Consider the following 24,779-nt stretch of genomic DNA (forward strand, 5'->3'; position numbering starts at 1 on the left):
TTAAATCACGCGTGGATCCCCCCTCGGGCGGCGGGATCACGCACGACGAACGGACCAGTCTTCATGAGAAAGAACAGTGGGACCGGCGGTACCGGCGGCCTGGAGAGACGGGCCGTGCTCGGTGCCGGGACCGTCGCCCTGGCGCTCGCCGCGGGCGGTCTGACGGCCAGTCGCGCCCGGGCCAGGGAGCGGTTCGGCGAGGACCCCTTCACCCTGGGCGTCGCGTCCGGCGACCCCTGGCCGGACGGTGTCGTCCTGTGGACCCGGCTCGCCCCCCACCCTCTCGCCCCCGACGGCGCCGGCGGAATGGACCCGGCCCCCGTCGACGTCCACTGGGAGGTCGCCACCGACGAACGCTTCCGCAAGGTCGTACGCAGCGGGCGGGCCCGCGCGGTCGCCGAACTCGCCCATTCGGTCCATGTCGAGGTCACGGGGCTGCTGCCGGGACGCCGTTACTACTACCGGTTCCAGGCCGGCGGAGTGGTCAGCCCGGTGGGCCGTACCCGTACCGCACCGTCACCGTTCAGCCGTCCCAAGGCCGTCAACTTCGCCTTCGCCTCCTGCCAGGCGTGGTTCGAGGGCTTCTACACCGCGTACCGGCATCTCGCCGACGAGGACGTCGACCTCGTCCTCCATCTCGGCGACTACATCTACGAGAACCCCATCGACGCGATGGGCGGGGTACGGCAGGTCCCGGTCGCCGCCGAGCTGCGCCCTGAGCCGACGACCCTCACCCAGTACCGCAACCGGCACGCCCTGCACCGCTTCGACCAGGACCTCATCGCCGCCCACCAGGCCCACCCCTGGGCCGTCGTCTGGGACGACCACGAGGTCGAGGACAACTGGGCGCGCGACATCTCCAAGCTGGACAACGAACCCGACCAGGACCCGGCGGTCTTCCGCCAGCGGGCCGCGGCGGGCTTCCAGGCGTACTACGAACACCTCCCGCTGCGCCTGCCGAACAAGCCGCAGGGCTTCGACGCCCGGATGTACCGGAGCCTGCGGTACGGGCGGATGGCCACCTTCCACATCCTCGACACCCGGCTCTTCCGCGACGACCAGCCCTGCGGCGACGGCACCAGGAGCGGCTGCGCCGAACGGCTGCTGCCCGAGCGCAGCATCCTCGGCGCGGAGCAGGAACGCTGGCTCTACCGCGGCCTGGGGCGCTCCGACGCCACCTGGAACCTCATCCCGCAGCAGATCCCGGTCGGGCAGGTGGACACCGACCCGGGCGCGGGCCAGTCGTTCGTGATGGACTTCTGGGACGGTTACGTGGCCTCGCGCCAGCGGCTGTTCAAGCAGCTCACGGACCAGGACGTGAGCAATCCCGTCGTGCTGACCGGCGATATGCACCGCCATCTCGCGGCCGATCTCAAGCAGGACTACGACGACCCGGACTCACCGACGATCGGTGTCGAATTCGTCGGCAGCTCGATCGCCACCGGCAAGGACGGTATGGACCTCGACCCCTCGGGGGCGAATCTGATCGCGGCGAATCCGCATATCAAGTTCACCAACTTCCAGCGTGGTTACGTCCGTTGCTCGCTGACCCGGCAGACCTGCCGGGCCGACTTCCGGGTGCTTCCGTATGTGACCACGCCGGGCGCGCCCGTCTCGACCCGCGCCTCGTACGTCACGGAGTCGGGCCGGCCGGGAGTGCAACTCGTCTGATCCCCGCGTAACCCACTCGCCCCCGGCCTGGCCCACTGGTCGACCCCCGATCCACCCGTACAGCCGCGCAGCGGTTGCCGGGGCGGCCCCCCGATGCACACGATCGGACATGGGTGGCCGCCCCGTGCGTCCGGGCCCGGTCTGTGCTGTGCGCGGGCCGCCTGGGTTCCACGTGGGTGGGCGCCCGGGATCCGCCCGGGTGGCCGTCACTCCAATGGCATCCCCCAGCATCACCCCTATCTCACATCTGAGATAACCTGCCCCTATGGCAGACGACTACCTCGTACGCATCGGCAAGCTCATCCGCGACGCCCGCCAGCATCGGGGCTGGACACAGAGTCAGCTCGCGGACGCCCTGGCTACCAGCCAGAGCGCCGTCAACCGCATTGAGCGCGGTAACCAGAACATCAGCCTTGAGATGATCGCGCGCATCGGTGAGGCGCTCGACAGTGAGATCGTTTCGCTCGGTTATGCCGGGCCCATGCATCTGCGGGTGGTCGGCGGGCGCCGGCTCTCCGGCGCCATCGATGTCAAGACGAGCAAGAACGCGTGTGTGGCCCTGCTCTGCGGCTCGCTGCTGAACAAGGGGCGTACGGTGCTGCGCCGGGTGGCACGCATCGAGGAGGTGTTCCGGCTGCTGGAGGTGCTCAACTCCATCGGCGTACGGACCCGCTGGATCAACGACGGGGTGGACCTGGAGATCGTGCCGCCCGCCGAGCTGGACATGGAGGCGATCGACGCGGAGGCGGCCCGCCGTACCCGTTCCATCATCATGTTCCTCGGCCCGCTGCTGCACCGGATGGACACCTTCCGGCTGCCGTACGCGGGCGGCTGCGACCTCGGTACGCGCACCATCGAGCCGCACATGATCGCGCTGCGCCGGTTCGGTCTGGACATCGCCGCGACCGAGGGCCTGTACCACGCGCAGGTGGACCGCACCATCAGTCCGGGCCGCCCGATCGTACTGACCGAGCGCGGTGACACCGTCACCGAGAACGCCCTGCTGGCCGCCGCGCGCCACGACGGCGCGACCGTCATCCGCAACGCCTCGTCCAACTACATGGTCCAGGACCTCTGCTTCTTCCTGGAGGCGCTGGGCGTACGGGTCGAGGGCATCGGTACGACCACCCTGACCGTGCACGGCGTGCCGAGCATCGACGTCGATGTGGACTACTCCCCCTCCGAGGACCCGGTCGAGGCGATGAGCCTGATCGCCGCCGCGGTGGTCACCGAGTCACAGCTCACCATCCGCCGGGTGCCGATCGAGTTCCTGGAGATCGAGCTGGCGGTGCTGGAGGAGATGGGCCTCGACCACGACAGGTCCACCGAGTACTCCGCCGACAACGGCCGCACGCGGCTGGTGGACCTGACCGTACGGCCCTCCAAGCTGGAGGCGCCGATCGACAAGATCCACCCGATGCCGTTCCCGGGCCTGAACATCGACAATGTGCCGTTCTTCGCGGCGATCGCGGCGGTGGCCCAGGGCAAGACCCTGATCCACGACTGGGTCTACGACAACCGCGCGATCTACCTGACCGACCTCAACCGCCTGGGCGGCCGCCTCCAGCTCCTCGACCCCCACCGCGTCCTGGTCGAGGGCCCCACCCGCTGGCGAGCCGCCGAAATGATGTGCCCCCCGGCCCTGCGCCCGGCGGTGGTCGTCCTGCTGGCGATGATGGCGGCGGAGGGGACATCAGTGCTGCGCAACGTCTATGTCATCAACCGCGGTTACGAGGACCTGGCGGAACGCCTGAACTCGGTGGGCGCGCAGATCGAGATCTTCCGCGACATTTGATCGGCATACGCCGCCGCCCCCTTCCTGACCAGGTGAAACGCTGGTTCGGAAGGGGGCGGCGGCATCTGACGGCGCTTCAGCCACCGCGCCAGTCCCCGACCCTGCTCAGCCGGCGTCCATGGCGTCTGTCAAGCTCTTGGGGCGCATGTCGGTCCAGGTCTTCTCGATGAAGTCAACGCATTCCTGACGCGCTGCCTCTCCGAAGACCAACTCCCACCCGTCCGGCACGTCGACGAATGTGGGCCAAAGCGAGAACTGACCCTCCTCGTTTTTCAGAACAAGGTAGTTGGCGTCCTGGTCCTCAAAAGGATTCGTCATCATTCAGTCCTATCTGTCACTCAGAGGCAGAAGTATCAGGTTGGGTGGACAGCCAATCGGCAATTGAATCCCAAAGCAGAGAGAGCATGGGGGGATCGGCCATTTCGTCGTGTGAACAAGGCAACCGCGACTCGCTTATTCGGCCGGAAGTATAGGGCTGCCACATGGCGCGACCCGAACCGTCGTCGAGTTCGTCCGACGAAATAAAAAGAAGATCGCCGTGAAACCTGCGAGGATAATGCTTCACATAGATACGAGTGTTATTCGCAATGATTCTCGCCCTTACTTCAGCCTCTTCTTCTGAAATCTCGCTGCGGAAGTAGTCCGGAAGTCCGGCGAGATCACGGAGAGAAGGCGCCTCGTCGAGTACGTCCGATGCATCCGCATGATCGTCATGGTCGCTGCCATCACGTTCTTGAATCGCTTGACGGATAAGATCCGCAGATTCCCGGTCGGTCTCGTCCGAGTTGAGTGTGCCGAACGGGGCGGGTGCATAGCCTCCCATGATGACGAGTGCCACTTGCTGGCCGTCTTCCTGCAGTTGTACTGCCATCTCCTGGGCTACACGGCCTCCCATTGACCACCCCAGCAGATGATACGGACCGGACGGTTGCACGGTGCGCAACTCGTTGACGTACTCTTCCGCCATTTCCCGGATGGATCCCGGCAACTCACCCGCACCGTCGACGTCCCGCGCCTGCAGGCCGTACAAGGGGATGCCAGCAGGTACGAATCCGGCCAGAGGCGCGAAGCACCAACTCAACCCGGATCGCGGATGGACACAGAAGAGGGGTGGCCGGCTCCCGTGCGTCCTGATGGGAAGAAGCGTACGAAGCGAGTCCTTCATCGCGGGAAGGCTGAGCCGATGTGCAAGTCCTGCGACGCTGGGTGCTTCCATCAGCATTTGGAGGGAGACATCGACACCCATGACCGAACGAATCCGACTCACCAGCTTGACCGCCAGAAGTGAATGTCCACCGAATTCGAAGAAGTTGTCCTCGACGCCGATGTGAGGCACATTCAGTCCCTCGGCGAAAATCCTGCACAGGATTTCCTCCTGGATCGAGGAGGGTTCCCGGATCGGCGCGGACGGGGTATATTCCGGCGCCGAAAGTTCCCGTCGGTCCAGCTTCCCGTTCACCGTCAGCGGCAGACTCTCCAGGACCACCAGCGCGGACGGCACCATGTGCTCCGGCAGCCTCGCGCCGAGATGGACGCGCAGGGCGGCCAGGTCAACCCCGGCGGTGTCGCCGCCACTGCCGGTGCTGCCACCGTTGGGGACGAGGTAGCCGACCAGGCGCTTGTCCCCGGGGCGGTCCTCACGCACCATCACCGCTGCCTGGGCCACGGACGGATGTGCGCTCAGCGCGGCCTCGACCTCGCCCAGCTCGATACGGAACCCGCGGACCTTCACCTGGTCATCGGTACGTCCCAGATACTCCAGTTGTCCCTCAGCGTTCCAGCACGCCAGGTCGCCGGTGCGGTACATCCGCTCACCCGGGGTGAACGGGTTGGCGACGAACCGCTGCGCGGTCAGCCCCGGCCGGGCGTGGTAGCCGCGGGCCAGTTGGGCGCCGGCGACGTACAACTCACCCGCAACACCCACCGGCACCGGCCGCAGAGCCGCGTCCAGGACGTAGACCCGGGTGTTCCACACCGGACGGCCGATCGGCGCGGTACCCCCGGGCCATGCCGCCCGGTCCGCCGACAGGGTATGGGCGGTGACCACATGGGTCTCGGACGGACCATAGTGGTTGTGCAGCACCGTCCCGACCGCCCCGCACAGGTCACGGACCCGATCACCGAGCACAAGGGCCTCGCCGGCCTGGGAAACATGACGCAGCCACGGCAGGTCCGTGCCCCGCTCCGCCACAGCCTCACCAAGCGCGTCCACCATCATGTTGGGGGCGTACAGCTCGGTGGCCTTCTGCTCCCTCAGCCATGCCACGAACTCTTCGGGGTTACGCCGGGTCGCTTCGTCCGGTATCACAAGGGTCTTGCCGTCCAAGAGGGCCGAGAGGATCTCCTGGGCCGAGACGTCGAAGCTGATCGCGGTGAACTGAGCGACCCGCGAACCGGCCTCGGCGGGGATGGCGGAAGCGTGCCAGGACATCAGGTTGACCAGCGCGCCACAGGACATCACCACACCCTTGGGACGCCCGGTCGAGCCGGAGGTGTAGATCAGGTACGCGGGGTGCTGCGGCAGCAGCGGACCGGTCCGCTCCTCATCGCCGGGAACGTCGGCCGGCAGTGCGCCGAGTTCGGCGACAACCGCAGGGTCGTCCAGCAGCAGCGCGGGCCCGGTAGCGATACGCCCGGCGACCTCTGTGGTGGTCAGCGTCAGCGAGGGGACGGCATCGGCCAGCATGAAGGCGATCCGCTCGGCCGGGTACTCCGGATCGATCGGCAGGTAACCGGCGCCCGACTTCAGCACCGCCAGCAGACCGACGATCAGGTCCACCGAGCGAGGAACGGCCAGCCCGACGATGCGCTCGGGGCCGATACCGCGACGGATCAGCAACCGGGCAAGCCGGTTCGCGCGCTCGTCGAGCTCCGCATAAGTCACCTCGGCGCCGCCAAAGACCATCGCGACCGCATCAGGATGCTTCGCGACCCGGGCCTGGAACAGCTCCGGCAGCGCCGCCCCGGGCACCTCCTGGACGGTGTCGTTCCACCCCGCCACAACCCGGTGCCGCTCCTCCTCCGACAGCACGTCCACAACGCTGACCCGCTGGTGCGGTTCCCTGGTGACGGTGTCCAGGACGCGGACGAACCGTTCGGCCAGTGTCTCCACCGTCTCGCGGTCGAACAGGTCAAGGGCGTAGTCGATACCGCCGCACAGACCGGCCGGGCGACTACCGGTGCCCGTACCGGTGTCGGCACCGGACCCAGTGTTGGTGTTGGTGTGGAAGGTTTCGCTCAGGCTGAAGAACAGGTCGAATTTGGCTGCCGGTTCACCGGTGGGCAAGGGTTCGGTGTGAATGCCGGGCAGGTCGAGGACGGCCTGGGCGTTGTTCTGCAAGGCGAGCATGACCTGGAAGAGCGGGTGGCGGGCCATCGACCGGGCCGGGGCCAGATCCTCCACCAGCCGCTCGAAGGGCACGTCCTGATGTACGAACGCCGCCAGACTGTTTTCCCGGACCTGCTCCAACAGGCCGACGAACGATGGGTCACCGGACAGGTCGGTGCGCATCACCAGGGTGTTGACGAAGAACCCGACCAGATCGTCCAACGCCTCATCGGTACGCCCGGCCACCGGGGTACCCACGGGGATGTCACTGCCCGCACCCACCCTGGACAGCAGCACCGCCAAAGCCGCGTGCAGCACCATGAACACCGTCACGCCCTCGGCGCGGGCCAGCTCCACCACCCGGGCATGCACCTCAGCCGGCACCCGGACCTCCACCTGGCCGCCACGATGCGAGGCAACCACCGGCCGCGACCGGTCGAACGGCAGCACCAACTCCTCCGGCACCCCCGCCAAAGCCCCGCGCCAGTAACCCAACTGCTCATTCAGCACACTGTCCGGATCGGTCTCCCCGCCCAGCAGCTCACGCTGCCACAACGTGTAGTCCGCGTACTGCACCGCCAACGGCCCCCACCCAGGTACCTCACCCCTGGACCGTGCCGTGTACGCGACCGACACATCCCGCGCCAGCGGCCCCATCGACCACCCGTCACCCGCAATGTGATGCACCACCATCACCAGCACACACTCACCCGGCCCGGCATGCAGCAGCCACACCCGCAAAGGAAGCTCAGCCGCCAGATCAAACGCATGACCAGCCAGCCCGGCAACCGCCTCCGTCAGACCCCCCTGCTCCACCTCAACCACCGGCAGATCAAAAGAGGAAGGTGAGGCAAGGACCTGCTGATACGGCCTGCCCTCATCAGCCGGGAAAACCGTCCGCAGGACCTCGTGCCGGCCAACCACATCACGCAGGGCGGCCTTCAGAGCTTGGACATCCAGCGACCCGGTCAGTCGCAGGGCGAGGGGGATGTTGTAGGTGGCCGACGGGCCTTCCAACTCGCCCAGGAACCACAACCGCTGCTGCGCGAACGACAACGGCACCGCCTTGGGCCGTGTCATCGCCACCAGCGCGGGACGTGCCGCGTCCGAATCCGTCAGCCGTTGCGCGAGTCCGGCCACGGTCGGCGCCTCGAACAGCGCTCGCATCGCGACCTCCACCCCCAGATCCGTCCGGATCCTGTTGGTCAGCTGCACCGCGAGCAGTGAGTGGCCGCCCAGTTCGAAGAAGTTGTCGTCCACACCGACCTGGGGCAGGCCCAGGACCTCGGCGAACACCGAGCACAGGATCTCCTCCTGCACCGTCGACGGCCCCCGCCCACCACCGGTCGGCTGAACATCCGGAGCGGGCAGAGCCCTACGGTTTAGCTTGCCGTTCACCGTCAACGGCAGCGCATCCAGGATCACCAGCGCGGACGGCACCATGTACTCCGGCAGCATCGCGCCGAGATGGACGCGCAGCGCGGCACTGTCCGCCTGCGGAGTGTTGCCACCGTTGGGGACGAGGTAGCCGACCAGGCGCCTGTCCCCGGAGCGGTCCTCACGCACCATCACCGCTGCCTGGGCCACGGACGGGTGGGCGAGCAGCGCCGCCTCGACCTCACCCGGCTCGATACGGAACCCGCGGATCTTCACCTGGTCGTCTGTACGGCCCAGGAAGTCCAGGACACCGTCCGGTCGCCATTTCGCCAGGTCACCGGTGCGGTACATCCGCTCACCCGGGATGAACGGGTTGGCCACAAACCGCTGCGCGGTCAATCCCGGCCGGTCGAAGTAACCGCGGGCCAGGCCCACGCCGGCGATATACAGCTCACCCGCAACACCCACCGGCACCGGCCGCAACGCCGCGTCCAGCACATAGACCCGCGTGTTGGCGATGGGCGTGCCGATGGGCGGGGTGTTGTGTTCATTGGCGGACAGGGGGCTGGTGGCGGTGGCGCAGACGGTGGATTCCGTCGGTCCGTAAGCGTTGATGAGACGACGGCCGTCGGCCCATTGCGTAACCAGGTTCTGGTTCAGGGCTTCGCCGGCGGTGATGAGGGTCGTGACCGACGGCAGGCTGTCCGGTTCCAAGAGAGCCAGTGCGGCGGGGGGCAGGGTGGCGTGTGTGACCGACCGCTCCGCGACCAGGCGGACGAGCGCCTGGCCCGGCAGCAGATCGTGCGACGCGGCCGACACGAGACAGGCCCCATTGCACAAGGCCATCACCGTCTCCCAGATCGCCGCGTCGAAGCTCGCCGAAGCGAACTGCAGCACCCGGCTACCTGCTGTGATCGCGAAATCCTCCGCCTGCACGGCGGCCAGACTCGGCAGCCCCTGGTGGGTGACGGCCACACCCTTGGGTTGCCCGGTGGACCCGGAGGTGTAGATGACGTAGGCGGGGTGAGCGGGCAGTAGCGTGGTGCGGCGCTCGGTGTCAGTGGGATCGGTGTCTTGGAGGTCCTCAAGTGCGATGGTGGTCCGGGGGTCGTCGACGGCCAGGTGTGACAGCTCTTCGCTGGTGAGGCGGGAGGCCAGGTCCGTGCCGGTGAGCACCAGGAGCGGCCGGGCGTCGGTGAGGACGTACGTGATCCGCTCGGCGGGGTAGTCCGGGTCGATGGGCAGGTAGGCGCCGCCGGCCTTGGTCACCGCGAGGAGGGCGACGACGAGGTCGGCCGAGCGGTGCATCATGACCGCGACCAGCGACTCGGGTCCCACACCCCGGTCGATCAGCAGGCGGGCGAGGCGGTTGGCGCGGGCGTTGAGTTCCGCATAACTCAATTCCACGTCCTCGAAGGCGACGGCGGCCGCGTCCGGGGTGCGGGCAGCCTGGGCCTGGAACAGCTCCGGCAGCGTCCCGACGGGCACCTCCCGGGCGGTGTCGTTCCACTCGACCAGGACCCGCTCCCGCTCCGCGGGATCGAGGACGTCCACCGTGCTGATCTGCTGGTGCGGTGCTGTTTCCAGGGCGGTGACGACACCTTCGGCGGCGGTATGGACCATGGCGCACAGTGATTCACCCGAGACGGGTTCGGCGACCTGCACGGTGAGGGTGAATCCGTCACCGGTGTCGTCGACGTTCAGCCCGATCGGGTAGTTCGTCCGCTCCTGGGCGTACAACAACGCGATGCCGTCAAGGCCGCTGTCCGTCCCTGGCTCAGCGTTCCTGGAGTGCCGGTAATTGAACAGGGAGGTGAACAGCGGGGTGTCCGCCTTGATACCGCTGGCCTGCCGGGCCAGTTTCAAAGGGGCGTGTTCGTGGACGAGCAAATCCGCCAGCTGGTTTTGCACCGACCGGACCGTGTCCATCACCCGCGCGCCGTGAGTCCGCACCCGTACCGGCAGAGAGTTGATGAACAGGCCCAGAACGCGGTCCGCGCCGCTTCCCGCGGCCATGCGGCCGAACAGGACGGTACCGAAGACGACGTCGTCCCGCCCTGCGGTGGCCGCCAGAACCCGCGCCCACACCACGTGCAGGACCGTGGCCGGGCTCACGCCCAGCCGGCGTGACTGGTCCCGCAGTCGCCGCGCGAGTTCCGCGTCCATCACACGACGGGACTCCGCCACGCCGGAGCCGTCGCCGCGGACGTCGAGCAGGCCGAACGGCGCGGTCGGCTCGGTCACGTCCCCCAGCAGGGTGGAGAAGTACCTCTGGTGTTCCTCCTGAGCCACCCGCAGGCGGGCCTGGGCAACGAAGTTCCGGAACGGCAAAGGAGCGGGCAGGGTGTCCTCGCGGCCCTCGATGAACGAGCGCACCTCCTTCAGCAGCACGTCCAGGGTGGTGTGGTCCGAGATCAGGTGATGGGCCTGAACGAGCGCGAGCCACTGACCGTTCACCGGGTCGGCCGTCGTGTACACGCGGATCAGCGGCGCCTGGCCGATGTCCATCGATCCGGGACACGCGGCCAGCATCCGGCCGGTCACGTCATCGTCGGGCCACTCGGGCAAGTCGACGCTTTCCACCGGGATCGCAGCACGGCGCACTATCACCTGGACCGGTTCGCGCAGTCCTTCCCACAGGACGGCGGTCCGCAGAATGTCATGCCGGTCGACGACCTTCTGCAGTGCGTCCACAAACCCGTCGAGCCGCTGCCGGGAGTCGAACCCCAACAGCACCGGCAGCACATACACATCGGTCCCGTCACCGGAGTCCCCCATCAGGTGGTGGAAGAGGATCCCTTCCTGCAGCGGAGCCAGCGGGTACACGTCCGCCACGTTGCCCGCTCCGCCGGGAACCCGGGCCACGATCCGGTCGATCTCCTCGCGGGTCAGATCCACCAGGGGAAGCATGTCGGGAGAAATGGTCAGGGTGTGGTCCGGAATCCGGTTGTCCGGCACCGCCACCTCGGCCCGACCGTCCGACGCGGCCAGTCCGGCAGCCGTGGGCGCCGTGAACAACGACCGCACATCAACCGATATCCCCCGGGCGCGCAGCAGCTCCACCACCCGCACCGCGAGCAGTGAGTGGCCGCCCAGTTCGAAGAAGTTGTCGTCCACACCGACCTGGGGCAGGCCCAGGACCTCGGCGAACACGGTGCACAGGATCTCCTCCTGCACCGTCGACGGCCCCCGCCCACCACCGGTCGGCTGAACGTCCGGAGCGGGCAGGGCCCTACGGTCCAGCTTGCCGTTCACCGTCAACGGCAGCGCATCCAGGACCACCAGCGCGGACGGCACCATGTATTCCGGCAGCGTCGCGCCGAGATGGGCGCGCAGGGCAGCGGTATCGACACCGCCTGTGTGACCTGTGGCGGGAACGAGGTAGCCGACCAGGCGCTTGTCACCGGGACGGTCCTCACGCACCACCACCGCCGACTGGGCCACGGACGGAAGCGCAGTCAGCACGGCCTCGACCTCACCCGGCTCGATCCGAAAACCCCGGATCTTCACCTGGTCATCGGTCCGCCCGAGGTATTCGAGGTGCCCGTCGTCGTTCCACCGGGCCAGGTCGCCGGTACGGTACATCCGCTCGCCCCGACCACCGAACGGGTTGGCGACGAACCGCTGCGCGGTCAGTCCCGGCCGGTCGAGGTAGCCACGGGCCAGGCCCGCGCCGGCGATATACAACTCACCCGCAACACCCACCGGCACCGGCCGCAACGCCGCGTCCAGCACATAGACCCGCGTGTTGGGGACGGGCTTGCCGATGGGCGGGGTGCTGTGTCCGCTGGTGGACAGAGGGCTGGTGACCGTGGCGCAGACAGTGGATTCCGTCGGTCCGTAAGCGTTGATGAGACGACGGCCCTCAGCCCAACGGGTAACCAGGTCCTGGCTGAGGGCTTCGCCGCCGGTGATGAGGGTCGTGACCGACGGCAGACTGTCCGGTTCCAAGAGAGCCAGCACGGCGGGGGGCAGAAGTGCGTGTGTGACCGACCGTTCCGCGACCAGGCGGACGAGCGCCTGACCCGGCAGCAGATCATGCGACGCAGCCGAGACAAGGCACGCCCCGTTGCACAAGGCCATCACCATCTCCCAGATCGCCGCGTCAAAGCTCGCCGAAGCGAACTGCAACACCCGGCTACCTGCTGTAATCGCGAAATCCTCCGCCTGCACGGCGATCAGGCTCGGCAGCCCCTGGTGAGTGACGGAAACGCCCTTCGGCCGTCCGGTCGACCCAGAGGTGTAGATGACATAGGCGGGGTGTGCGGACAGCAGGGCGGTGCGGCGCTCGGTGTCGGTGGGATCGGTGGCTTGAAGGTCCTCAAGTGCGGTGATGGTCCGGGGGTCGTCGACGGCCACATACGGCGGGTGGCTGTCGGTCAGGCGGGAGACCAGGTCCGTGCTGGTGAGCACCAGGAGGGGCCGGGCATCGGTGAGGACGTACGTGATGCGGTCGGCGGGGTAGTCCGGGTCAACGGGTACGTACGCGCCGCCGGCCTTGACCACCGCAAGGAGGGCGACCACCAGGTCGACGGAGCGGTGCATCATGACCGCGACCAGCGACTCGGGTCCCACACCCCGGCCGATCAGCTGGCGGGCGAGGCGGTTGGCCCGCGCGTTGAGGTCCGCATAGGTCACCTCGACACCCTCGAAGACCACCGCGACCGCGTCCGGGGTGCGGGCGGCCTGGGCCTGGAACAGCTCCAGCAGCGTCCCGGCGGGCACCTCCCGGGCGGTGTCGTTCCACTCGACCAGGATCCGCTCCCGCTCCGCCGGATCCAGTACCTCGATGGCGTTGATGTGCTGGTGGGGGTTGGCGGTGACGGTGTCCAGGACGCGGACGAACCGTTCGGCCAGTGTCTCCACCGTTTCGCGGTCGAACAGGTCAAGGGCGTAGTCGATACCGCCGTGCAGGCCGGCCGGGCGACTACCGATGCTGGTGTCGGTGTCGGTGTGGAAGGTCTCGGCCAGGGTGAAGGACAGGTCGAACTTGGCCACCGGCTCGCCGGCGGGCAACGGTGCGGCGTCGATACCGGGCAGGTCCAGTACCGCCTGGGCGTTGTTCTGCAAGGCGAGCATGACCTGGAACAGCGGATGGCGGGCCATCGACCGGGCCGGGGCCAGATCCTCCACCAGCCGCTCGAAGGGCACATCCTGATGCGCGAACGCCGCAAGACTGTTCTCACGAACCTGCTCCAGCAGACCGACGAACGACGGATCACCGGACAAGTCGGTACGCATCACCAGGGTATTGACGAAGAACCCGACCAGGTCATCCAACGCCTCATCGGTACGCCCAGCGACCGGGGTACCCACCGGGATGTCACTGCCCGCACCCACCCGCGACAACAGCACCGCCAAAGCCGCCTGGAGCACCATGAACACCGTCACACCCTCGGCGCGGGCCAGCTCCGCCACCCGGGCATGCACCTCAGCCGGCACCCGGACCTCCACCCGGCCGCCACGATGCGAGGCAACCACCGGCCGCGACCGGTCGAACGGCAGCACCAACTCCTCCGGCACCCCCGCCAAAGCCCCGCGCCAGTAACCCAACTGCTCATTCAGCACACTGTCCGGATCGGTCTCCCCGCCCAGCAGCTCACGCTGCCACAACGTGTAGTCCGCGTACTGCACCGCCAACGGCCCCCACCCAGGTACCTCACCCCTGGACCGTGCCGTGTACGCGACCGACACATCCCGCGCCAACGGCCCCATCGACCACCCGTCACCCGCAATGTGATGCACCACCATCACCAGCACACACTCACCCGGCCCGGCATGCAGCAGCCACACCCGCAAAGGAAGCTCAGCACTCAGGTCGAACGCATGACCAGCCAGCCCGGCAACCGCCTCCGCCAGACCCCCCTGCTCCACCTCGACCACCGACAGATCAAAAGAGGAAGGCAAGGGAAGGACCTGCTGATACGGCCTGCCCTCATCAGCCGGGAAAACCGTCCGCAACACCTCGTGCCGGCCAACCACATCGCCCAGCGCCATCCGCAACGCCTCAACGTCCAGGTCACCGGTCAGCCGCAGAACGACAGGAATGTTGTACGTCGCCGACGGGCCTTCCAACTCGCCCAGGAACCACAACCGCTGTTGCGCGAACGACAACGGCACCCGCTCCACCCGCTCCACCCGTACCAGCGGTTGCCGCCTCGCACCGGAGGAGGCCAGCCGGCCCGCCAGGACAGCCGGCGTAGGCGCCTCGAACAGCGCCCGGATCGGCACCTCAGCCCCGAAGACCGACCGGATACGGCTCACCAGCCGGGTCGCCAACAGCGAGTGACCGCCCAGCTCGAAGAAGTTGTCCTCCACCCCGACCGTGGACAGACCCAGGACATCGGCGAACACCGAGCACAGGAACTCCTCCTGCACCGTCAACGGCCCCCGCCCACCACCGGCCACCTGAAAATCCGGAGCAGGCAAAGCCCTACGGTCCAACTTGCCGTTCACCGTCAACGGCAAAGCATCCAACACCACCAGCGCAGACGGCACCATGTACTCCGGCAACACCTCACCAAGACGAGCGCGCAGCGCGGCAAGATCCACACTCGCGGTGCTGTCGTGACTGCCGCCGTTGCCGCCGGCGGGGACGAGGTAGCCGACCAGACGCTTGTCGCCGGGACGGTCCTCACGCACCACCACCGCCGACTGGGCCACGGACGGAAGCGCGGTCAGCACGGCCTCGACCTCACCCGGCTCGATCCGAAAACCCCGGACCTTCACCTGATCATCCGTACGGCCCAGATACTCCAGCTGTCCCTCAGCGTTCCACCGGGCCAAGTCACCAGTGCGGTACATCCGCTCACCCGGGATGAACGGGTTCGCGATGAACCGCTGCGCGGTCAGACCCGGCCGGGCGTGATAGCCACGGGCCAACTGCACGCCGGCCAGATACAACTCACCCGCAACACCCACCGGCACCGGCCGCAACGCCGCGTCCAGCACGAAGACTCTCATGTTCGGAACGGAACGGCCGATGGGGACGCCACCCAGCGCATCCGGGTCCCCGGGACGGACGGTGAAGGTGACACATCCGACGGCCGCCTCGGTCGGACCGTACTCATTCGTGATCAGGACGTCGTGGTGCGCGGACCGCCACCGTGTGAGCTGCTCGCCTGCAAGGCTTTCGCCGCCGACGACGAGGTCTCCCCGGGCGAAGGATCCGGCGGGCTCTTCGGACAGAAGGCCCAGGTGGCTCGGCGTCACCTTCAGGAAGGTGGGCGCCGGTTCAGCGCGAAGCCCATCCCGGATATCCGCGATATGCAGGGCACCGCCCGAGATCAGCGTGCCGTACAACGGTGTGACGGTCAGGTCGAACGCTGCCGACGAGTGCAGCACGGTCCGACCACTCAACCCGGGGTACGCGCCGCTTGCCCAGGTGAGGTAGTAGGAGACTGCCGCGTGGCTCACCACGACGCCCTTGGGGCGTCCCGTGGAGCCGGAGGTGTAGATCACGTAGGCGGGGTGGGCGGGCAGGAGTGCCGCTCCTCGCTCGTGGTCCGTGAGGTTCTCCCCGGCCATGGTGGACAGGGCCGCCGTGGTGTCCGGGGCATCCGTCACGACGCGCGTCACACCGTCATCCACTGCGCCTGTCATGGCCTGGTGAGTAACCAGCAGTGTGGCCTGGGCGTCGTTGAGCGTGTAGGTGATGCGGTCGGCGGGGTAAGCCGGGTCGATCGGAACGTACGCGGCTCCGGTCTTGACCACGGCGAGGAGTGCGACGACGAGGTCGGCGGAGCGGTCCATCATCACCGCCACACGTTCTTCCGGCCGAGCGCCCCTGCCCACGAGGACGCGGGCCAGCCGGTTGGCCCGCGCGTTCAACTCCGCATAGGTCAGCTCGGTGCCGTCGAAGACCACCGCGGTCGCGTCGGGGGTGCGGGTGACCTGGGCTTCGAACAGTTCGGCCAGCGTGGCCGGCGGAACCTCGTGGGTGGTGTCGTCCCACCCGGACAGGATCCGCTCCCGCTCCGCGGTGTCCAGGACATCGATGCGGCTGACCGGCACCGACGGATCCGCGGTCACTGCCTTCAGGACCATGAGGAAGCGCCGTGCGATCGCCTCGACACTCGCGGGATCGAACAGGTCGGTGGCGTAGGTGATCAGTCCGGTCAGGCCCGCCGGGGTGCCGCCGTCGGTGATCTGCTCGGCGATCTGGAAGTCCAGGTCGAACTTGGCAGGAAGGACGCCCGCGGGCAGTGCCTCGATGTTCAGCCCGGGCAGGTCGAGACGCGCTTCGGCGGTGTTCTGCAGGGTGAGCATGACCTGGAACAGCGGATGGCGGGCCATCGACCGGGCCGGGGCCAGGTCCTCAACCAGCCGCTCGAACGGCACATCCTGGTGCGTGTAGGCGCCGAGGTCCGCTTCCCGTGTTCTGGCCAGCAGTTGCAGGAAGGTCGGATCGCCGGACAGGTCTGAGCGCAGGACGAGGGTGTTGACGAAGAACCCCACCAGATCGTCCAGTGCCTCGTCGGTACGGCCGGCGACCGGGGTGCCGACCGGAATGTCGTCCCCGGCCCCCAGCCGGTGCAGCAGGACGGCCAACGCCGCCTGCACCACCATGAACACCGTCACGCCCTGCGCCCGGGCCAGCTCAGCCAACCCCTGGTGCACCTGCGCGTCAATGGTCAGTTCGACACTGCCACCCCGATGGGAGACGACCGGGGGACGCGACCGGTCGAACGGCAACGCCAGCTCCTCCGGCAGGCCGGCCAGTGCCTGGCGCCAATAGGCCAACTGCTCGGTCAGGAGGCTGTCGGGGTCGGTCTCGTCACCGAGCAGCTCGCGCTGCCACTGGCTGTAGTCGGCATACTGCACCGGCAACGGCGCCCGCTCCAGGGCCTGGCCGGTGGATCGGGCCGCATACGCGGCCGACAGATCCCGCGTCAGCGGGGCCAGGGACCACCCGTCACCCGCGATGTGGTGCACCATGATCATCAGGACGTGCTCGTCAGGACCGGTTTCGAACAGCCAGGCCCGCAGCGGGATCTCGGTGGCAAGATCGAAGTGGTGACCTGCGATCTCGGTGATCGCGGCCTCAAGGTCGGCCACCCGTTCGACCGCGAGTGGGACCGGGGCGTTTTCGGCCGGCAGGATCTGCTGGTAGGGCTGCCCGTCCACCGTCGGGAACACGGTGCGCAGGACCTCGTGCCGGCCGACCACATCACGCAGGGCGGCCTTCAGAGCTTGGACATCCAGCGACCCGGTCAGTCGCAGGGCGAGGGGGATGTTGTAAGTGGCCGACGGGCCTTCCAACTCGCCCAGGAACCACAACCGCTGCTGCGCGAACGACAACGGCACCCGCTCCACCCGCTCCACCGGCACCAGGGGCTGCCGCCTCGCACCGGAGGAGGCCAGCCGGCCCGCCAGGGCAGCCGGCGTAGGCGCCTCGAACAGCGCCCGGATCGGCACCTCGGCCCCGAAGACCGACCGGATACGGCTCACCAGCCGAGTCGCCAGCAGCGAGTGACCGCCCAGCTCGAAGAAGTTGTCCTCCACCCCGACCGTGGGCAAGCCCAGGACATCGGCGAACACCGAGCACAGGAACTCCTCCTGCACCGTCGACGGCCCCCGCCCACCACCGGCCACCTGAAAATCCGGAGCAGGCAAAGCCCTACGGTCCAACTTGCCGTTCACCGTCAACGGCAAAGCATCCAACACCACCAGCGCAGACGGCACCATGTACTCCGGCAACACACCCTGCAGATGCCTACGCATCGCGGCGATGTCCGCACCCTCCGGACCGCTCGCCGGGACAAGGTAGCCGACCAGGCGCTTGTCACCGGGACGGTCCTCACGCACCACCACCGCCGACTGGGCCACGGACGGAAGCGCAGTCAGCACGGCCTCGACCTCACCCGGCTCGATCCGAAAACCCCGGACCTTCACCTGGTCATCGGTCCGCCCGAGATACTCCAGCTGACCGTCGGCGTTCCACCGGGCCAGGTCGCCGGTACGGTACATCCGCTCGCCCGAGGTGAACGGGTTGGCGACGAACCGCTGCGCGGTCAATCCCGGCCGATCGAGGTAGCCACGGGCCAACTGCACGCCGGCCAGATACAACTCACCCGCAACCCCGGGCGGCACCGGCCGCAACGCCGCGTCCAGCACATAGACCCGGGTGTTCCAGACCGGGCGTCCGATGGGGACACTGCTCCTGCTGGTGTCGCTGTCACATGTCCATGCGGTGACCTCGACTGACGCCTCGGTGGGACCGTAGAGATTGTGAAGCGGAACGTCCAGTACGTTCCGGAACTGCCCGGCGACATCGCCGGGGAGCGCTTCGCCGCTGCAGAACACAGCTCGCAGGTCGGTACAGGCGGCGGCGGCCGGTTCACGGAGGAAGACCTGCAGCAGGGACGGGACGAAGTGCGCGATCGTGACACGTTCGCGTTGGATCAACTCGGCCAGGTACCCGGGGTCGCGGTGGCCCGAGGGCTTGGCGACCACCATCGTCGCACCCTGGAGCAGTGGCCAGAAGAACTCCCGTACCGACACATCGAAACCGAAGGGGGTTTTCTGCAACACCCGATCCGAGGCAGTCAAGTTGTAGGCGCCCTGCATCCAGGTCAGCCAGTTGACGATACCCGCATGAGGTACGGATACACCCTTCGGCCGTCCGGTGGACCCGGAGGTGTAGATGACGTAGGCGGGATGAGCGGGCAGCAGCGTAGCGCGGCGCTCGGTGTCAGTGAGGTCGGTGTCCTGGAGGTCCTCAAGTGCGATGGCGGTCCGGGGGTCGTCGACGGCCACATACGGCGGGTGGCTGTCGGTCAGGCGGGAGACCAGGTCCATGCTGGTGAGCACCAGGAGGGGCTGGGCATCGGTGAGGACGTACGTGATGCGGTCGGCGGGGTAGTCCGGGTCAACGGGTACATACGCGCCGCCGGCCTTGACCACCGCAAGGAGGGCGACCACCAGGTCGACGGAGCGATGCATCATCACCGCGACCAGCGACTCGGGTCCCACACCCCGGCCGATCAGCAGGCGGGCGAGGCGGTTGGCCCGCGCGTTGAGGTCCCCATAGGTCACCTCGACACCCTCGAAAACCACCGCGACCGCGTCCGGGGTGCGGGCAGCCCGGGCCTGGAACAGCTCCGGCAGCGTCCCGGCGGGCACCTCCCGGGCGGTGTCGTTCCAGTCCTCAAGAACCAGACGCTGCTCGGAGCGGCTCATCAACGTGATCTGGTGTACGCGTGCCTCCGCGGTGGAACGCGCCATCCAGTTCATCACGTCAAGGAATTTCGCAGCATGCTCATGCACTGCTCCCCGGGTGTAAAGCTCCGGGTTGGCCTCCACAACCACGGATATGCTTCCGTCGGATGACCTGTCGTACACGGAAATCGACAGGTCATTGAAATTTATGCCACCGAGCGCGTGTGCACTGCTGGGGGCGTCACCAAATCTCAGATCGTAGTCAAAGGAGACGATATTGACCAGTAGGGGGTAAAGTCCGCTGCGCCCTACGAGCTTCAGGTCTCTGAGGATGTCCTCGTAGCGGTATCGCTGATGCCGCAAGGCATCTCTTACTCCACGCGACACCTGCTTCACGAGTTCCCTCACTGCGGCCTTCGGCTGCACTGTGAGGCGCAGAGGGACGATATTCGCCGTCATTCCTGGAACGTCCCGCAGTGCACTTGCTCTGCCCATTACGGGGACCCCGAGAATGACGTCCTCTTGTCCCGTTGCGCGATGCAGGTAGGCAGCGCTCGCGGCTATGGCCAGACCCGAGAGGCTCGTTCCCAGCCGACGTGCGGAGCTTCTGAGTTCCGCGGCGGCGTCGGGATGGATGCGGAGCGTATGACGTGTCAGTTCATGAGGTGTGGTGGAAGGTTCCCGGCCACTCAAGCTGACCGCTTGAGGGCGATCGGAAAGACGCTCGGTCCAGTACTCCCGGTCCAGTTCGAATTCTGCGGACACCCGGTAATCGGCATCAGCGTCCATCAGTACGGAACTTGAGGGAAGCGTACCGTCCGTGAGGGATTCCCCAGCCAACAGCGCCGCGTAAACTGCAGCCACTCGGGCGGCTATCAGGGGTCCAGTGAGTCCGTCTGCGATGATGTGGTGAATTCGCTGGTACCAGAAGAAGAGATCTTCGTCCACCTTGAATACAGCGTGGGCGAAAAGTTCACCGCCCTGGAGATCCGTTGGACGCCGCATGTCCGCCCGCATCCAACTCTCCGCGCTGGAACGGGGATCTTCCTCACCGCTCACGTCGATCACGTGAAACAGCCAATCGCTCCGCAGGTCAAAATACTGCTGCGGGACTTCGCCTGCGGTTCCCTCAAAGCGCAGGTGAAAACAGTCGACTTCTTGGACGACTCTTCGCGTGGCCGCTTCGAAGAGGTCTGTGTTCACCTTTCCGTGAATCTCTATGTATTCACCCATGTTATAGATCGGATTATCCGGATTCAGTTGCTGCGCATGCCATACGCCAAGCTGTCCGGCCATCAGTTCACGACGGCCATCATGCGATCCAGACATCTCCATACCCCGGTCAACGCTCGCGCTCCACACCAGGAGCAACCAATTAAGCAATTTGACAGCAATGTTGATCCACTTCACCCTCTCAAGCCGAACTGGACACTGTCAATCTTTCTTGACGAAGTGGGCATTTAGAGGGTGTTTGATGTTTATTTGCGATGGCTGTTTACCGTTTTGCCATATTTGTCGCCGTCGCTCACAGACTGAAATACCTGGAATCTCCGCACTGGTGAGAATTTTCCACCTATTAATAAACCAGACGGAATCCAGCGCCGAGAAGCGCATCGATCTCCTTGCACCCCATCCGGACCAGCGTCCAGCCACCTCCCTGCGCCGTCGCCCGGCCCCTCAGATATCGGCATGTCTCCTTAATCGCCGTGCCATGGAGAATCCTTTCGATACGGATGGGGTGCCCCGGGATCACACGCGACCCGTCGGTCAATTCTGAGGCAGGGCCGCATCCGCGAGGAAGGATGCGCGCCTTCATTGCCTTCCGGTACAGAGTTCTTTGCCTTCCCGTCCTGTGGACATCGGCTGCCGTGGACCGTCGTTCTCGGACCTGAAGGCTTCCGCCAAGCCCACAAATCTCACACGGAAGCATTACTGGCCGTCGACCAATAATTGCGAGCCGACTCGATGATCGGTTCATACTCGCTAGAGGTCACGACGGAGATCAGTGTCGGGCCCGCCAACGAACCGTTCTCGTCACCCCGCGCCACCATCACGACGTTCCCCTTGTAGACGTAGCCGTGGATCAGCCAGTCGTCCAGCGACTCAGCGATGGACAGAGTCGTCCGGTCGTGGAGTTCTTCTTCGGTGAGCAATGCAGACAGCACGACATCCATGTCTGAGAAAAGGAGATCCAGTCTCTCGTCATCCAGATGTGCAAGGGATCCCAGCCGTGCCATGGCCGTACCCAGAATGCACGGGTCGGTGTCACCGATCAACCGACCGTCAATGACGAGTTGAAACCGGAACATTCCCCGACCGGCCAACGGGGCAACAAGGAAGCCGAATCGGCCGTCGTCGGTCAAGAACCTCATACCTAGCCCCTCTTGATCTGAATGGGAACGCGGCTCATCGGAATCGGCACCGGAATGCCCGTCTTCGTGACACCATTTGTACTGCCGCTCCAGTGCCACTTACCGTTGCCATCGTCGAAGTAACGGTAGTAGACGGCGTTCCGACCTGAGCCGACCTTGGTCCACCTTCCATCGACCAGGAAACTCTTGGAGAATTGCGCCTCTGCGTCAGCCGGCAGCACCGCCTTCTTGGGGGCATGGACGAGTCGTCCGAGGACTGTGACTGCCGAGGCGACTGCGGGTGCCTGCGACTTCCGATCGACGTCGAGTCGTCGGGCTCCGCTCCCAGCCTCTTGGAGATTTCCTCCGGCTGCAAAGAATGGCTGACCACCCTGAGATACATGCGAAATTTACTCATGGCACGTACCTGTTGTGTACAACTCGCCGCATGAATTGATCGGCCAAACCCCTGCCCAAAGCGGCCACTCGCACGGCTCCTCTCCCTGAGTTGTGGACACCCCCTCCCCGGCCCCGGGCGACCAGAGAGGGGTTGGGAAGCCGACCGGCCTCACCTCGTAAGACATTCCCTGAATTGCAGCAACGACGTCGAGAAATCCTCCCGAACGGCGTCGGACTCGGGCAGTCCACTGAACTCGTTCGACGCAAACTCCTCAGCCGCCCTGAGGACTTCCTCAAAAAACTCGGATGAGTCCGCCACTCCGATATTCCCACCTCTGCCGGAAGTCTCCACGATGTTCCCCTTCCTTCTGAAGGTAAGCACAAACGAGGAGTCTGCACCAACGAACTCGAAAGATCCGCCGGACGATCTCACCAGGGTGGTAATTTGATCAAGCAGGAGCGCAATGGAGAGATAGATCATCACCCCCTGATCAGGTGATTGCCCGACAGATGCAGAAATTCCGCCTTCTCCCGTGACGACGATATCTCCCAAATCGAAGCCGCTGGGGTCCCCCTGATTCGGGCGGCGGGAGAATTTGAAATGAATCACGGCGCGTGGCTCTTTCCGACCGGGAAGAAGGTGATGATGCGAGCCGACCGGCAACCTCGGCAGCGTCAGCGCCGCAACCGTACAAGAACTGCTCCGGGACCTGCACGCGGCGTGGAACCCGTCCTCACCGTCCCGCTGGCCCGCGCACGGACACCCGTCCTGCACCCCGAAACCGTGGGCGCGGCAAGCGCGCTGTCAACGCCATGAAGCCACCGGGTGTCCTCGCGGTCGCTGTTGTGCGTTGGGCCTGGTCATAGGGATGGGTTGGGCCCGGGAGTGGGTCCGGGGGCCCTGCTGTTGGGTCCGGGTTTGTTCTTACGCTGCTCTGCGTTCGGGGGAACGGTTATGGAGTGGGCAAGGAGCGGGGATGCCTGGTTGGCCAGGTTGGCATGGGCATGGCTGGATAGCCGGGAGGAGGGACCGGGGGCAGGGCGGCATCGAGTATGTCGCCGTGGCCGGGGTCGTCTCCTTGGTCGTTGCGGCGATCGTCGGGCTGACGGTGCCCGAGGACGAGGCGGTGGGGCTGAAGGACGCGGTGTGCAGAATCGTTCATGCAGCCGATGGCCCCTCGGGATGCAACTCGGGAGGCAACGGCGGTGGCGGAGGCGATGACGGGGACGGCGGGGGTGACGGTGAGGATCCCGCCGTACCGCCCGGCGATCCGTTCCAGCCCGCGAAGTGTCTGCTCTCCGAGGACCAGACCAAGGACACCGTGGTCATCCAGATCCTGTTCATCAAGATCAGCGGCTCGGAACAGCTCAAGGTCCAGCAGTGGTCCGACGGTACGGTCACCGTGGAGCGCGTGACCGACAGCAGTGTCGGTGTGACGACGAGCGTCTCCGCCGGCATACCCGGGCTCAAGGACTGGGACGCCAAGGCCTCGCTGAGCGGCACTTATATGCAGGGCGGCGGCAAGGGCGGGCAGTGGGTGTTCAGCAGCCACAAGAGCGACAACCCCCAGGACGATCTGGAGGCCAACCTCGCGGACGCCAAGGCCTTCGCCGAGGGGCTGAAGCAGAAGGACACCTGTGACGCCATGATCGGCTCCCCCGTCTCGCCCATCAGTGTGGTGGGGTGCCAGAACAGCGCCCGCTCGCAGATCGACGACTCCAATCCCGAGCGACTGCCGGACGTCGACATCACCAAGACGACCACCGAGGCGTCGGGCGGGCTGAGTTTCGGCAAGTCGTTCACCAGCGGCGGCTCGGACGGCAAGGACGGCAAGCCCAAGAGCCTCGGCAGCATATCCAGCGACATCGCCTCCGGCTCGATGACCGAGGACGTGGTGGTCCTGCGCACCAAGACCGGGCCCGACGCCGGGAAGGTCACCTTCGTCTACACGTTCTCCGTCAGCGGCAAGGCCGGTGAAATCGCACAGGTCAGGGGCAGTCGGATGCAGCAGGTGGCCGTGACCTACGACGCGGCGCTGTACGACGAGGAGGAGAAGAACGGCCAGCCGCACCACCCGCAGAAGATGGTCATCACCACCAGCCAGGAGGCCGGCGAGGGACCGGGTGTCCAGGTTGGCGCCGGGGCGAACGCGGGCCCGGTGTCCATCGACGTCGGCGGCGGGGGCGGCAGCATCGAGTCGCAGATCCACACCGAGTCGGCGGAACTGGTCCTCGACAACGACGCGGACAGCACACTGGTGGAGGACTGGCTGCGCGGGCGCGGTGACTTCCCGGCCAGTGACGCGCTGCCGACCCCGTCGGACGCGGCGGAGGCACCGGGCTCGGACGCGGGACCGATCGAGCGGCTCCTGCACGACAAGGGCAAGCTCTCCCGTCTCGACTACAAGGCCAACACCGACTGGTGGAACGCCTCACTCGGCATCGGCTTCGGCATCTCCGCCGGACAGGTCACCCTCGGTTTCAAACTCTTCGGCATCGACATCACCCACGAACACAAGCAGCAGACCATCACCGGCGACCCCACCTACGCCACCGCCCCACGGAGCGGCGGCACCCGCCCCTGGGTCGAATGGAAGAACTGCACCCAGACCAAGCCCATCACCACCTGAGGTCGCGGAATCTGACGTCGCGAACCACATCGCCTGTACGGGCGGCAGCCCCTGGACGCCGATTCCGG

The 24,779-nt window shown here is 66.5% G+C and carries 7 protein-coding genes; 3 read left to right on the forward strand and 4 right to left on the reverse strand.

Annotation, left to right across the window (positions count from 1 at the left end; all coding sequences use genetic code 11):
- Nucleotides 1-63: 63 nt before the first annotated feature.
- Together ACFU9P_RS20195 and ACFU9P_RS20200 are read left to right on the forward strand one after the other, a co-directional pair.
- Nucleotides 64-1,671: an alkaline phosphatase D family protein gene (locus ACFU9P_RS20195; protein ID WP_384082577.1), complete on the forward strand. Its 1,608-nt coding sequence runs from the start codon at nt 64-66 to the stop codon at nt 1,669-1,671.
- 265 nt (nt 1,672-1,936) lie between these two features.
- Nucleotides 1,937-3,466, forward strand: coding sequence for a UDP-N-acetylglucosamine 1-carboxyvinyltransferase (locus tag ACFU9P_RS20200; protein ID WP_217306201.1), 1,530 nt, complete (start codon nt 1,937-1,939; stop codon nt 3,464-3,466).
- 105 nt (nt 3,467-3,571) lie between these two features.
- Here ACFU9P_RS20200 and ACFU9P_RS20205 read toward each other — a convergent pair whose 3' ends face one another.
- The 4 genes from ACFU9P_RS20205 to ACFU9P_RS20220 all read right to left on the reverse strand — a co-directional run bounded on the left by ACFU9P_RS20205 (nt 3,572) and on the right by ACFU9P_RS20220 (nt 22,691).
- Nucleotides 3,572-3,784 (reverse strand): MbtH family protein, encoded by a 213-nt coding sequence (locus tag ACFU9P_RS20205; RefSeq protein WP_376382263.1) that lies wholly within the window; start codon nt 3,782-3,784, stop codon nt 3,572-3,574.
- Between the two features lie 16 nt (nt 3,785-3,800).
- Nucleotides 3,801-20,741, reverse strand: coding sequence for an amino acid adenylation domain-containing protein (locus ACFU9P_RS20210; RefSeq protein ID WP_384082581.1), 16,941 nt, complete (start codon nt 20,739-20,741; stop codon nt 3,801-3,803).
- 506 nt (nt 20,742-21,247) lie between these two features.
- Nucleotides 21,248-21,694, reverse strand: a complete 447-nt coding sequence (locus tag ACFU9P_RS20215; protein WP_384082584.1) for a hypothetical protein — start codon at nt 21,692-21,694, stop codon at nt 21,248-21,250.
- A 556-nt stretch (nt 21,695-22,250) separates the two neighbouring features.
- A complete protein-coding gene (locus ACFU9P_RS20220; RefSeq protein WP_384082587.1) occupies nt 22,251-22,691 on the reverse strand; it encodes a hypothetical protein in 441 nt (146 codons plus the stop codon).
- A 367-nt stretch (nt 22,692-23,058) separates the two neighbouring features.
- Between ACFU9P_RS20220 and ACFU9P_RS20225 the strand changes: the two genes are divergently transcribed.
- Complete coding sequence (locus tag ACFU9P_RS20225; protein ID WP_384082590.1) at nt 23,059-24,711, forward strand: hypothetical protein; 1,653 nt, start codon at nt 23,059-23,061, stop codon at nt 24,709-24,711.
- The last annotated feature ends 68 nt before the right edge of the window (nt 24,712-24,779 follow it).

This window comes from Streptomyces sp. NPDC057617 (genome assembly GCF_042800555.1).
In the GTDB taxonomy this organism is placed as follows: domain Bacteria; phylum Actinomycetota; class Actinomycetes; order Streptomycetales; family Streptomycetaceae; genus Streptomyces.

Coding starts and splice junctions, on each gene's coding strand:
- ACFU9P_RS20195 (WP_384082577.1), top strand. CDS start 64: ATGAGAAAGAACAGTGGGACCGGCGGTACCGGCGGCCTGGAGAGACGG.
- ACFU9P_RS20200 (WP_217306201.1), top strand. CDS start 1,937: ATGGCAGACGACTACCTCGTACGCATCGGCAAGCTCATCCGCGACGCC.
- ACFU9P_RS20205 (WP_376382263.1), bottom strand. CDS start 3,784: ATGACGAATCCTTTTGAGGACCAGGACGCCAACTACCTTGTTCTGAAA.
- ACFU9P_RS20225 (WP_384082590.1), top strand. CDS start 23,059: ATGCCTGGTTGGCCAGGTTGGCATGGGCATGGCTGGATAGCCGGGAGG.